General features: G+C 42.5%; 9 protein-coding genes and 1 pseudogene. 4 read left to right on the top strand and 6 right to left on the bottom strand.

Translation table 11 applies throughout. The features are described 5' to 3' along the window. From BCT49_RS25695 to BCT49_RS13185, 4 genes and pseudogenes are all read left to right on the top strand, one after another. Positions 1–449: pseudogene (locus BCT49_RS25695) on the top strand (efflux RND transporter periplasmic adaptor subunit); the annotation flags it as partial. Continuing rightward, positions 439–3,594, top strand: coding sequence for an efflux RND transporter permease subunit (locus BCT49_RS13195; RefSeq protein WP_102435755.1), 3,156 nt, complete (start codon positions 439–441; stop codon positions 3,592–3,594). The pseudogene BCT49_RS25695 and the gene BCT49_RS13195, both read left to right, overlap by 11 nt. Continuing rightward, positions 3,584–4,270, top strand: coding sequence for a response regulator transcription factor (locus BCT49_RS13190; RefSeq protein WP_102435753.1), 687 nt, complete (start codon positions 3,584–3,586; stop codon positions 4,268–4,270). Before BCT49_RS13195 ends, BCT49_RS13190 begins: the two co-directional genes overlap by 11 nt. Further along, positions 4,267–5,574 carry a sensor histidine kinase gene (locus BCT49_RS13185; protein WP_102435751.1) on the top strand — a complete coding sequence of 436 codons (1,308 nt, stop codon included), beginning with the start codon at positions 4,267–4,269 and terminating at the stop codon, positions 5,572–5,574. Before BCT49_RS13190 ends, BCT49_RS13185 begins: the two co-directional genes overlap by 4 nt. 166 nt (positions 5,575–5,740) lie before the next feature. Here BCT49_RS13185 and BCT49_RS13180 read toward each other — a convergent pair whose 3' ends face one another. The 6 genes from BCT49_RS13180 to BCT49_RS13155 all read right to left on the bottom strand — a co-directional run bounded on the left by BCT49_RS13180 (position 5,741) and on the right by BCT49_RS13155 (position 12,556). Next, positions 5,741–6,703, bottom strand: a complete 963-nt coding sequence (locus BCT49_RS13180) for a DUF2860 domain-containing protein (protein ID WP_102435749.1) — start codon at positions 6,701–6,703, stop codon at positions 5,741–5,743. Positions 6,704–6,954: 251 nt separating this feature from the next. After that, a complete protein-coding gene (gene phaC, locus BCT49_RS13175) occupies positions 6,955–8,781 on the bottom strand; it encodes a class I poly(R)-hydroxyalkanoic acid synthase (RefSeq protein ID WP_102435747.1) in 1,827 nt (608 codons plus the stop codon). Between the two features lie 75 nt (positions 8,782–8,856). Further along, the gene (locus BCT49_RS13170) at positions 8,857–9,204 is read right to left on the bottom strand and encodes a phasin family protein (protein WP_004731353.1); all 348 of its coding nucleotides are present in this window, start codon (positions 9,202–9,204) and stop codon (positions 8,857–8,859) included. Between the two features lie 111 nt (positions 9,205–9,315). Further along, positions 9,316–10,527 carry an acetyl-CoA C-acetyltransferase gene (locus BCT49_RS13165; RefSeq protein WP_102435761.1) on the bottom strand — a complete coding sequence of 404 codons (1,212 nt, stop codon included), beginning with the start codon at positions 10,525–10,527 and terminating at the stop codon, positions 9,316–9,318. Between the two features lie 26 nt (positions 10,528–10,553). Further along, on the bottom strand, positions 10,554–11,294 hold the full coding sequence (locus BCT49_RS13160) for an SDR family oxidoreductase (RefSeq protein WP_102435745.1): 741 nt from the start codon (positions 11,292–11,294) through the stop codon (positions 10,554–10,556). A 584-nt stretch (positions 11,295–11,878) separates the two neighbouring features. Further along, complete coding sequence (locus tag BCT49_RS13155) at positions 11,879–12,556, bottom strand: SH3 domain-containing protein (protein ID WP_102435743.1); 678 nt, start codon at positions 12,554–12,556, stop codon at positions 11,879–11,881. Position 12,557 lies beyond the last annotated feature (1 nt).

Below are 12,557 nucleotides of genomic sequence, written 5' to 3'. Positions count from 1 at the left end.
TTTTACTTGACCACTTCAATCAATCAACACGCATGAGAAGTCTGATACTAAAAATTAACGCCCCTCTTGAACAACCAAAGCCTTTGCTGCTTGGGAGTTTTGTACGAGTCACGATTCAAGGTAGAACCTATTCTAATAGCTTTATGGTGTCCTCCTCCTCCATCACTGCGGACGGCAATATTTGGTATGTCAAAGAAGGAGTACTTCATAAGCATAAGACTCAAACACTGTTTCAAGATGTCGATGCAATCGGCTTTGAACGAGACAACCTCGATGAACAAATCGATCTGGTTTTAAAGCCCTTGTCTAACTTCGTGGCAGGGATGAACGTATTAGCACTCTCAGATAGCCCTCAAGATACTTTACAGGGAAAACTTGCATCAAATAATAGTAATTCACTTGGTGTTATTGGAAATGTGTCACTCCAAGAGGTGAATGATGGACAATAACCAAAAGGCTCAAGGTCTCATCGCTTGGTTTGTTCATAACCCTGTTGCCGCAAATCTATTAATGGTTCTGATCTTGGTGGCTGGTGGTTTTGCTGCTATCCAATCGCGGGTAGAGAGCTTTCCATCACTGCCTCCGACCAGTATTACGGTTAGTGTCGAATATCAGAGTGGCTCAGCCCGTTCAGCTGAAGAAGGTATTGCGATAAAGATTGAAGATGCACTGCAAGGTGTGGATGGCATCAAACAGATAGCCAGCAGCTCTGATAGTGACGGCGTAACGGTCACCATAACTAAGTCGAGTGGCTATTCACTCGAAAAGCTACAGCAAGATGTAAAAAGTGAGGTGGATGCGATTGGTGACTTGCCAAGTGAAGCGAAAAAGCCAGTCATCACGCGGCAAGCCGACCTTGAAGATGTGATGTCTATTAACCTGTTTGGTGATGTACCTATCGATGCATTACAGAGTTATTTAGACGAATTGCGAAACAAACTTTTAGACTCGCTTTTAATACAGAAAGTTGACTACATTGGACGAAAGGCTCAGCAGATATCGATCGAGGTTGATGAGGCCAAGTTACAAGCTTTCAATCTCACTATGGACCACATCGTCAGCCAAATTCGTGCGGAATCGTTAACTCAAACCGCCGGAGAGCTTAAAGGTTCTCAGGGAACGTTAGTTCTCAAAACCGACCAACAGCACCGCAGTGCGACAGAGTTCGCTAGCTTGCCAATTAAGCGAACCGCCGGAGGACAAACCATACTATTGTCCGACGTTGCACACGTTGAACTAGGGTTTGATGACGACGGTAGCATTACTCGTTACAACGGCCAACCATCTTTGGGCTTAACGGTGAAAATGTACGGTCAATCAAACATAAACCTGCTTGCACAAGAAACCAGATCCATTGTTGATGCTTACCAATTAACACTGCCGAGCGGTATAAACCTCACACAATGGAATGATCAAAGTGAGCCGATTACGCATCGTTTGTCTTTGCTACTTAAAAACAGCGCTCAAGGTATTGCCCTCGTTGTTATTTTACTGGCTCTACTTTTAAACATACGCGTTGCTTTCTGGGTTGCCGTTGGCCTGCCCGTGACTTTTGCTGGTGCAATGGTACTTATGGGTGATTCTTTCTTTGGGCTCACCCTTAATGAATTAACCACCTTTGGTTTTATAATGGCACTCGGTATTGTGGTTGATGATGCCGTTGTCATCGGTGAGAGTATTTACGAGCAAAGAGAGAAACACGGAGCTTCTGTTGAATCAACCATCGCTGGCGCGCAAAAAGTGGCGACGCCGACTACATTTGGTGTGCTAACAACAATTGTCGCTTTTATGTCTCTCAGTTTAGTCGAAGGGGAACTCGGAAAAATCTTTGCACAATTTGCCATGGCCGCGACTTTCTGCCTGATATTCTCTCTCATTGAGTCCAAATTAATTCTCCCCGCTCACCTTGCTCGAGTCAAAATGGAACCGGGTTCTGCGCGTGGTATTCCCGCCGTATGGCATTATGTTCAGCAGCGTATTCTACGTGGTTTCAAGTACATCACTTGGCATATATATAAGCCCTGTTTACAGCTGGTTTTACGTTATCGCTATGCCGTAATTTGTGGCTTTGTCTCCCTGTGTATCCTGATTAGCGGATCTCTAATAACTGGTAAGCTTAAGTCCGTATTTTTTCCAGAGATTTCGAACAACTTCATCACCATAGAGCTCGCCTTCGAAGAGGATGCTGGCTACGGGTTAGTGCAACGTCAAACACTTAAAGTCGAACAAATGGCCGCTTCATTGAATGATTCACTGATGAGCCAATATGGGCTGTCTGTAGCGCCTATCCAAAGTGTATTGGTAGAAACCACCAATAGCAGTTCACAAATCATTGTTGGCCTATCGGGTAACGCTCAACGTCCCATTAGTGCAGGTGCTATCGCGAAAGAGTGGCAATCTATGATTCCGTTACTTGAAGGAATCGATAGTGCCAATTTCCTAGCCGACATGATCAGCGATAAAGCAATCAGCATAGAATTAAGAAGCGAAAATGAAACAACAATAAGTAACGCGACTCACGAACTGACTGAACATCTCAGTCATGTACAAGGTGTACATGGGATAAAAAGCAGCCTCGCGAATACGCAAGCTCAAGTGGATATTAGCGTAAACGAGTCGGGGCTCGCGATGGGACTCAGTACAGCAAACCTCCTACAACAGCTCAACATGGCCTATCAAGGTTACGAAATTCAGCAATATCAACAAGGTTTGCATGAAATAAAGGTCAAAATTCAATATCCACACTCAAAAAGGCAAACGCTGGATAACCTGAAATACGCGCAAGTTCGTTTAAGCAATGGCAAGTTGGTCCCACTCAATGCGGTGGCCAATATCTCCACTCGATATGTGTCGAAAAACATTGAACGAATCAACCGTAACAGAGTCAATGTGATAACAGCCGATGTAGATAAAACAATCGCCTCTCCAGAGGACATCATTAATAATATCGACGGACACCTGTTTAAAGAGTTACAGAAAAAGTATAGAGATCTCAACATTGTCCTTTCAGGGCAACAACAAGAGCAAGAACAAATATCAAATTCACTTTATAGCGTGTTTGCTATCGCTCTTATCGGCATCTACGCGTTGCTCGCGATACCACTCAACTCATATTTTCAGCCTCTGTTGATCATGTGCACGATTCCATTTGGTATTGTGGGAGCCTTGATGGGACATCTAATCCAAGGGATCCCCATTAGTGTACTTTCTCTATTTGGAATGCTTGCATTAACTGGGGTTGTCGTGAATGACAGTCTGCTGCTGATTTCCCGATTTAATACCAAGATAAACAGCGGTGACACAGTATACGAAGCGTTAATAGAATCAGGAACAGGACGTTTAAGAGCAATTGTTTTGACTTCTGCGACCACGTACTTTGGGTTAGTGCCATTATTATCAGAAACCTCGCCTCAAGCTCAGTTTTTGATACCAGCAGCTACATCGATGGGATATGGGATATTATTCGCAACCGTTATTACACTTATCTTAGTGCCTGTTTTACTAATGGTTCAAGAAGACATCAAGCAGCTGTATCACAACATCATCACCCAACGCTCAGCTTCATTTATTGAGGTCAACAAGAATGAAATCTAATTTATCTATCAATGTGTTACTGGTTGAAGATGACAAGGAGCTCGCAGCTTCGGTTGCCGAGTTTCTCGAATTTGAAGATATCCGATGCGATCATGCCTATAACGGGTTGAGCGGGTTTACACTCGCCAAACAAAATCATTACGACGTCATCCTCCTCGATCTTATGTTACCTAAAATTGATGGTTTTACAGTCTGTGAAAGACTTCGAGATAACGGGGACGACACGCCAATTTTGATGCTAACAGCAAAAGATACACTGCAAGACAAAGAAGCGGGATTCAATGCAGGCACCGATGATTACTTGATCAAACCGTTCGCAATGAAAGAACTCGCTTTACGCATCAAAGCACTCTCCAAGCGCAGAAGTAGCCAGCCTAAAAAACTGATACAAGGAGACTTAACTTATGACCTTAAAAACCAAAAAGTCTCTAGGTCAGGTCAATCATTAGATCTAAACAGATTAAATTTAATATTGTTAGAACTGCTTATGAGACGCAGTCCAAATGTAGTCAGTAAAAGAGAGATTGAGGAGTGCTTATGGCCAAATGATGCGCCAGAAAGTAACAACCTCAAAGTCCAGGTTTATCAACTAAGGCAAAAAATTGATAAGCCGTTTGAAACTAAGTTGATCGAAACCTTGGTTGGCCAAGGAATTAGAATAAAAGGGCAATCATGAGTATAAAAAAGAGCTTCCCTATTCGAAGCCATTTAACCTCTTTTTTCATGGGAATACCACTACTCACGGTCGTTTTGTTTGGTGAACTGTTAATCCGTCACTTCGAATATGGCTTAGAAGACTCCGTCAAAATGCGATTGGTCAGTGAATGGTTGAATTACAACGAAGCAAGGACTTCAAACCCTGATGCTGAATTGCCAAATTCCTATGTAGTTTCATTTTATTATGACCAACTACCAGATGTTCAAATAGATGGCGTCAATATATTTCAAGGGATAACACTTACAAACAATGAGTTCACAGTCGTTTTTGTCGATGAAACAATAACTAGCGATATCAAGAAAGAAGCGGTTGTAGGTATTTATCGCTTTACTCTCGATAGCGGCCAAGCGGTATACGGAATTGCGAAGTACGACTACCGATTGATTGGACAGACAATGGATATTTGGATTGATCACCGCTTTAGCTTGATTGTTTACATTGCGTGCGGGTACATATTTTTTATTGTCATAGCACTTTGGTTGTATAGCTATCGAGTCGGAAAAAAAACCGAAAAGCTGGTCGAATGGTCGGAGAGTGTTTCAAACGATCTATTGGCTAACCCAGCCCCCAACTTCAAATTCAGTGAATATAACCGAGTCGCTCTTTATCTAGAAAAAGCATTGCGTAAAAACGCACAATTGGTCGAAAGAGAACAGCGTTTTCTATCTCATGCTAGCCACGAACTAAGGACACCTATTGCGATCATTAGAGCGAACATGGAAATATTGGAGCGCGTCTCCCTACCCTCTGAATTACAACGCCCAATAGGCCGTATCGACCGAGCAAGTATCAACATGCAACAAATTACTGAAACCATGCTCTGGCTGGCCAGAAAGAGTGATACACCTCCAAATCAGAGCCCAGTGTCAGTGGTCGATTTATTGGATAACTTAATAGAAGAGTTAGAATATTTAATTCAGGGGGAAGACATCGATATCATTCGTGACTACGCTCTCGCCCCCACAGCTCAACTTCCTGAAACACCGATTCGAATTGTAGTTGGTAACCTCATTCGTAATGCTTTCCAATACACACATAGCGGCACGATCTATATATCTTTTGAGCAAAACAGCATAGTAATCAAGAATATCAACACTCAAGTGCTAGATATACAATTTCAAGATAGCTTTGGCCTTGGGCAGGATTTAACTGAAAAAATATGTAAGAAGCTAGGGTGGCACCTCGAAGCCGAGAAAATAGAAGGAGGTTTACGGGCTAGACTCCACTTACCAGTCGTTCACAATTCGAATACCAACACGTAGCTTTGTATTATTCTTCACTATTAAGTTTCAAGCTAAGCCAATAGTTTTCGTTCATCGTCAGCTAAGTTTGAAGCTTCGTTATTCAAATACAGTGATAGTTACGTTACAAAAAAGGGCTAACAAACATGCTAGCCCTTTGAATAATCGAAAATCGGTAGTCAATAACTTAGAAGTGGTAGCTCGCGCCAACGCCCATAAAGTATCCACTCGTATCATAGAACGCGATATTCGAATTATTATTAGAATACCCGGCTAGCGCGTTAAAACCCCAGTTTTCCCAACCCATAAAGTCCATATATTCATAGCCGAGCGTTAAGCTATATTCATTATCTTCACGTGTTTTATTAAAGACAGGGTTAGACGCATCATATGAGCTATAACTGTAATCCGCGTTCACCGAAAGTGCATGGTCGTTAATTCTCTTAAGGTAAGTCAACGAGCCAGAATAGCGAGAGAAGGAAACCGCATCACCATCAGCAAGGTGTTTTTGATAAGAGAAAGAGGGCTCGATGAAAGAGGTTTCAGTAATTGGCATTCCCATAGAGAGACTTGCATAATAACCTTTAGCGTCACGCTGAAGTACGTTGGTTGGTACTCCTAGGTGAAAGCCTGACTTCTCATTTTTAATATCTTGCTTGTAGACAGCAAAATCGCCAGCTAGACCGATATCTAAGAAGTTATCTAGCTGCAAACGGAAGGTATCGCCGGAAATATCGGTTTTGGTCCTTGCTGTATTGGCTATAAACGGGTCTTCCCATACTTCACCATTTGCAATAGTCGGAAGGTAAGAGAACGACACGCTCGATTCGTTGCCGTATTCCAATGTGTAACCAAATTCAAGAGCAAAAATGCCTTCGATGATATCGCCACGTGATGTACCCATAAACACCTGTTGGTCGTTATCGGCACCAAAGGTATAACGTAGCTGCCCTAATGGCACAACAAGTGCGCTCGATTCCGAATCTCCCTTACTATTCAAACTGCCTTTTTTAACAGAGTCTGAGTCGTCTGTTTCACTACCAAATCCGACCAAAAGCCCAACTTCTCCTCCCCAACCTGGTTTATCAAGCTCAGCCAATACATTTGCACTAAACAAAATCCCTATAGGCAATAACATGCGGTAATTCATCGCAACTTCTCCTTATGAAAGTTGCTGATAGTTTGCTGATATGAAGGTAAATACGAGGTGAATAGAAGAGACCCTTTTGGCTTAAATATACAGTCGGGATATGCAACAGCAACAATCCAGTATAAAACGGTTAGTACTGAGTCTCGAAAACGAGGGGGAATACTGGTAAACGAAGAGATTAGAAAAATAGAATAGTTAAGAGGTAAAGGTTGATGCTCAATTTGACGCATCAACCATGAACAAGCCGCAAGTTAAGCTTGGTTTTTTGAAGCTTCTGGATCGACGGTCTCTTTATCGACAGCTTCTTTATCAACAATCGGCAGCACCTGTTTTACATAGTTACCCGGCGCCTTGCCAATTACAGGGTGAAGCTCGGAACCTTGATTGAAAGGTTCGATTTTCTCGTCAGCTTCAAAGCCTTGTAACCATTGATCCCAGTGTGTCCACCATGACCCTTCATTATGGCTTGCGTTGTTTAGCCATTCGTCAGCAGAGTCGTCTAGGTTATCGTTCAACCAGTAGCCGTACTTCTTTTTCTCTGGGTGGTTAACAATGCCGGCAATATGACCCGACTCACCCAGAACAAACGTTTTGTTGCCACCCGTGTTCAATGCACCGCGGTAAGTCCCTTGCCACAAAGCAATATGGTCTTCTTTGGCTGAGATAAAGTAGCTTGGTATTTTGATCTTATTCAAATCAATCCAAACACCGCCGATTTTCACGCCTTTATCTTGAACCAGTTTGTTTTCAAGATAGAGCTCTCGCAGCAAGAAGTTATGACATTTAGCCGCCACGTTAGTGCTATCACTATTCCAGTACAATAGATCGAACTCCATCGGACTGCTGCCTTTGAGGTAGTTATCAATGTAGTAGTTCCAGTACAAGCTGTTCTCTCGAAGCAAACTGAACGTCACGCTCAACGAGCGACCATCCATGTAACCTTTAGCGTCGTTCTGTTTCTCAATCGCGTCGATTATCGTCTCATTGATGTACGCCCCAACCTCACCCGGCTGAGAGAAATCTAATAACGTGGTAAAGAAGGTTGCCGTTTTGATGCGCTTCTTCATACGCTTAGCTGCATAGTAGGCCACAGTAGAAGCGAGTACCGTGCCGCCAATGCAGTAACCTGCCGCGTTGATCTGCTCTTTACCCGTAATGTTTTCAATAGCGGTAACCGCCTTAACAACCCCTTCCGTGACATAGTCTCCGAATTCTTGGTCTTTCTGAGCCTCACCCGGATTACGCCAAGACATCATAAATACGCTATGCCCTTGTTCAAGCAACCAACGCACCATCGAGTTCTTTTCACGAAGGTCGAGAATGTAGTACTTATTGATAAACGGCGGAACGATCAACAATGGTGTCGCATTGACTTGTGGTGTCTTCGGGTGATACTGAATCAATTCAAACAAATCATTTTGAAAGACGACATCACCTTCTGTATTCGCAACATCCACACCCAATCGGAATGCATTATTGTTGGTCATGCGGATCTTAAGGATATCGGCACTCGCTTCCACATCCGCTTGCAACTGCTCTAACCCATCAAGAAGGTTCTCGCCATTTCTCTCAAGAGTCAGTTTCATCAGCTCTGGATTGGTCGCGATAAAGTTGCTTGGGGACATTGCATTGATAGCCTGACGTGAAAAGAACGCGACACGCTCTTTGGTTTTCTCGTCAATGCCTTCAATCGAGTTGATGGTATCGATATAGCTTTTACTAAACAGCAAATAAGATTGCTTGATGAAGCTATAGAAAGGGTCGTTCTTCCAGGCATCATCGATAAAGCGCTTGTCACCACGATCTTCAGCGATAACGCTCTCGGTGTTACCCATCAGTGCTGCGTTTTGCCAGATTTGCAGTTGCTGTTCCCACCATTGAGATTGCAGCTGAAGTAGAACGGCTGGTTGGTTTGCGGCTTGCTCAAAAATTTTCGATGCATCATCAAAATTCAATTCTTGCATCGCTTTATTTAGGGGAGATTGCGCGGCTTCCTTGTTTTGTTCAAAATTTTCCCACCATTGCTGGTTCGTTTGTTGAAGCTTAACAAGGTAGTCCGAAAAGAAGTGTTGAAACATAACATGACTCCAATAATCGGAAAATCGCCACCAAGCGGCACAGGTCAACCTGTACCAACTCGATGGCGACTAATTTTATGCAGGTGTAACTGTTTTCAAGTTTTCAGTTGTTAGTGTTTCAACATCTTCTTTGAACTCTTTTGCAGCAGCTTGCATTTTTGAGCTATCACTCATCATCTGTTGAGACAATTGAGTAAGTGCCGTTAGTTGCTGGCCGTTAAAAGCTGTAAGACTATTTACGTCTTTGATTTCACTTACTGCTTTCATTTGTGCAAGACCCATATCGGTATAAGTCTGCAACGCATTCATTTGAAGTTCAGTCATTGTTTGAACGTTCTTTGCAACCAACTTATTGAATTTCAAGTACGGTTCGAACTGCTTTTCAGTTTGGTCTGTGATTGTTTTGAAAATATCCGTGTACATAAATAACTCCTGGTGAATACATAGTTAGTGAAGAAATAGCTTAATAAAGAAATAGTTAAGAAAATAAATAGCTTAAAAAACCAATTTGGCTTGCCTATGGCACATCGGGATTTAACCCTCGATACCTTTCAGCAAAACAGCGGTTCCCATTCCCCCGCCCACACAAAGCGAAGCAACACCATAATTGGTATGTTGCTCAATCATCTCGTGGATAAGAGAAACAATAATTCGGTTACCTGATGCCCCTAAAGGATGACCAAGTGCAATAGCGCCACCGTTGACATTGACTTTAGATTTGAACGCTTCAAGCGGCAGATCATGTTGTTCAGACAACTGGTACATCACGCCTAAAGCCTGCGCAGCGAAGGCTTCATTTAGCTCAAATAGCTCAACTTCTTCTAAAGTTAAATCCGCTTTGTCTAGCGCTTTAGATACTGCTTCTACTGGACCTAACCCCATAATTTTCGGGTCTAAACCAGATTGTGCGTAGCTGCTCAGCTCGACCAGCGGTGTCAGGCCATATTTTACGACCGCAGATTCAGACGCTAAGATAATGGCACTTGCGCCATCATTGATGCCTGACGCATTGCCAGCGGTAACAGTTCCTTCTCGGTCGAATGCCGGACGGAGCTTTTGCAAGCCATCAAACGTCGCATCAGACTTAGGGTATTCATCCGTATCAAATGTCAGCGTTTGTTTGCGCTGTTTAATTTCGACAGGGACGATTTGTCCTTTGAATTTGCCCGCTTCGATTGCGGCTACTGCTTTCTGTTGGCTTTCTAAGGCGTAGTTATCTTGTGCGAGACGCGAAATATTTAACGCGTTGGCGATGTTTTCAGCCGTCATACCCATGTGATAATGATTGAACGCGTCTGTTAATCCATCCCCCACCAGCAAGTCCTTCATTGAGATGTCACCCATCTTGTGCCCGTTGCGAATACTCGGTGGCACAATAAAAGGAATCTGAGACATCACCTCAACACCCGCTGCAATAACGACTTCAGCGTCTTTTGCTTTGATGTGAGCCGCCGCATCCATCACCGATTTCATACCGCTACCGCAGATCATGTTGACGCCATAAGCCGGAACTTCTTCAGCAAGGCCTGCGTAAAGAGAAGCTTGACGAGCAACGCCCATTCCTTGTCCCGCTGAAATCACGTTCCCAACAATTACTTCATCAATCACGTTTAATGGAACATCTGCAGACTCCAACGCCCCTTTAATCGCGACGCCCGCTAACTCACCGGCTGTGATGTTTTTTAACGACCCTGTAAATGCACCAATAGGTGTGCGCTTTGCAGCAACAATAAATACCTTTTCCATCATTCAATCCCCTTAAGTTTCACTTATTAGTGCATGTACAAGCCGCCATTCACAGACAGTGTTTCGCCTGTAATGTACGCACCAGATTCACTCGCTAAAAAGCCCACTGCGTCTGCAATTTCTGCAGGCGTCGCTAAACGTTTCATTGGGATTTGGTTTTTAATTGAATCAAGGATTTCAGGCGTCATTTGCTCAACCATAGGCGTGCCGGTATAGCCAGGGGCAACCACGTTTACTGTCACACCACTTCTTGCACCTTCAGCAGCTAGTGCTTTTGAAAAACCAATCATTCCAGCCTTTGCTGCGGAATAATTGGTCTGTCCGAACTGACCTTTAAGACCGTTCACTGAAGAAATGTTGATGACTCGGCAGTTGCCCTTTTCGCACATAGGTGCAAACAGAGGCTGTGTCACATTGAAAAGACTGTTGAGGTTAGTCTCAATCACTTCTTTCCAAGCTTCGGCATTCATCTTTTTGAAGACGCTGTCACGAGTAATACCCGCGTTGTTAACCAAAACATCCACCGTGCCTTCTTCTTCTAACAACTTGCTTAAGCTCTGTGCACATTCAGCGGTGTTGGTGACATCTAATTCAAACAATCTCACTTGATCTTCAGTAAATTGTTTTTCGTTAAACCAATCCAGTGCGCACTGGTAATTCCCAGTAAAATAGGTCGCGATAACACGATAGCCATCCGCGACTAATTTAGAAGAAATTGCTGAGCCGATACCGCCTTTTGATCCTGTAATTAAAGCAAGCTTTTTCATTAATGGTTCCATCCCTTACAAGCAATTAAATAACAATGATGTTAATAAGATAATGTCTTAGTCGATAATTAAACTTTACGTTTTTCTTTAATTAAACCCTACATCTCAAAATCAAAAAGTATTATTACAAATAAAAAATATTTTCATGTTATGGCTAAAAATCTGACTTACATCCCAAAACCCATGAAATGTTGCGATTATGTAAAATACAGTAAGCAACTGATATTAATAGCCTTTATTTAACTTCAATTATATCACCAAACCGATAAGCCTTTGTTTACTTTAAATAAAATGACATGACTTAACGTGTTTCAATGAGAATGCAATATTGAAAAAGTAAACAATTGATCGTAGGAATAATAGCGAGATTGCTATTTCCTATTAATAAATCTATCGAGGTATTTCTATATAAAATTCAATATAAGTAAATATTAAAGTCACACTGGCTAACATTCTGACTAGATGAATAAAAGTGAATAGGCAATAAAAAAGCCCACTCTCAAGAGAGTGGGCTTTTAGTCTAAATCAATAAATAGAAAGGCTAATCGCTATTAATACATCTGATATTAATAGCGAAGTGGATCCTACTTAGTAAATATTTCATTTGTATTTACATCTAAATAAATTTTATTTTCAAGCGATAGTCCGCCGCAATAAATAAAATAGACATCTCGGTCACTGTACTTCACCGATTTCACCCAACCACCTAATTCCTCGAAGTCACTTGGGTCACATTCGCCATCAGAGATCAGCTCTGCAACCGTATTGCGGAATTTCTCTTTATGGCTCTTAAGATCGTCGGATTTAACCAAATATGAATCCAATATCTCTATGCTTTCTTTCTCAGAAATAATCACTTCATCATTAGATAGGCCAGACATCGAAACCCATTCGGCTGTCTGTGGACCACCTTCTTTTAGAACGATATAATCTGAGATACGTGCCCACTCGCCTTGTTTATCAAGTACTTCGACTTTTTCACCTTTGTAGAGGTAATCGGTTATCAAGCCATCAACTTCTGGTTGTTCTACCACTTCAAGCTTTCTATCCAAAACATAGAACTCTGTCTGTTCTGGCTCAGGTTTAAGCTCCATAACCGGTTTTAAATCAGCTTCAGGCTGAGCAACTTCTTCAACGGATTCTTCGGTTTTCTCTGCTGGTGGTGAGTCTTTTTTCATAACAAAGAAGTAGTACGCCGCTCCTCCTCCGCCCAATATTAACAATACAAGTAAAGCGATCAGCGCTTTTTTCATCAAATCCACC

Source organism: Vibrio lentus (assembly GCF_002875945.1).
GTDB lineage: Bacteria > Pseudomonadota > Gammaproteobacteria > Enterobacterales > Vibrionaceae > Vibrio > Vibrio apostichopi.
The sequence above is the reverse complement of the archived record's forward strand: the minus strand, read 5'-3'. Positions and strand labels throughout refer to the sequence as shown.

What these genes read in the sequence shown, in the direction of transcription:
- BCT49_RS13195 (WP_102435755.1), top strand. Translation starts at nt 439, where the DNA reads ATGGACAATAACCAAAAGGCTCAAGGTCTCATCGCTTGGTTTGTTCAT.
- BCT49_RS13190 (WP_102435753.1), top strand. Translation starts at nt 3,584, where the DNA reads ATGAAATCTAATTTATCTATCAATGTGTTACTGGTTGAAGATGACAAG.
- BCT49_RS13185 (WP_102435751.1), top strand. Translation starts at nt 4,267, where the DNA reads ATGAGTATAAAAAAGAGCTTCCCTATTCGAAGCCATTTAACCTCTTTT.
- BCT49_RS13180 (WP_102435749.1), bottom strand. Translation starts at nt 6,703, where the DNA reads ATGAATTACCGCATGTTATTGCCTATAGGGATTTTGTTTAGTGCAAAT.
- phaC (WP_102435747.1), bottom strand. Translation starts at nt 8,781, where the DNA reads ATGTTTCAACACTTCTTTTCGGACTACCTTGTTAAGCTTCAACAAACG.
- BCT49_RS13170 (WP_004731353.1), bottom strand. Translation starts at nt 9,204, where the DNA reads ATGTACACGGATATTTTCAAAACAATCACAGACCAAACTGAAAAGCAG.
- BCT49_RS13165 (WP_102435761.1), bottom strand. Translation starts at nt 10,527, where the DNA reads ATGGAAAAGGTATTTATTGTTGCTGCAAAGCGCACACCTATTGGTGCA.
- BCT49_RS13160 (WP_102435745.1), bottom strand. Translation starts at nt 11,294, where the DNA reads ATGAAAAAGCTTGCTTTAATTACAGGATCAAAAGGCGGTATCGGCTCA.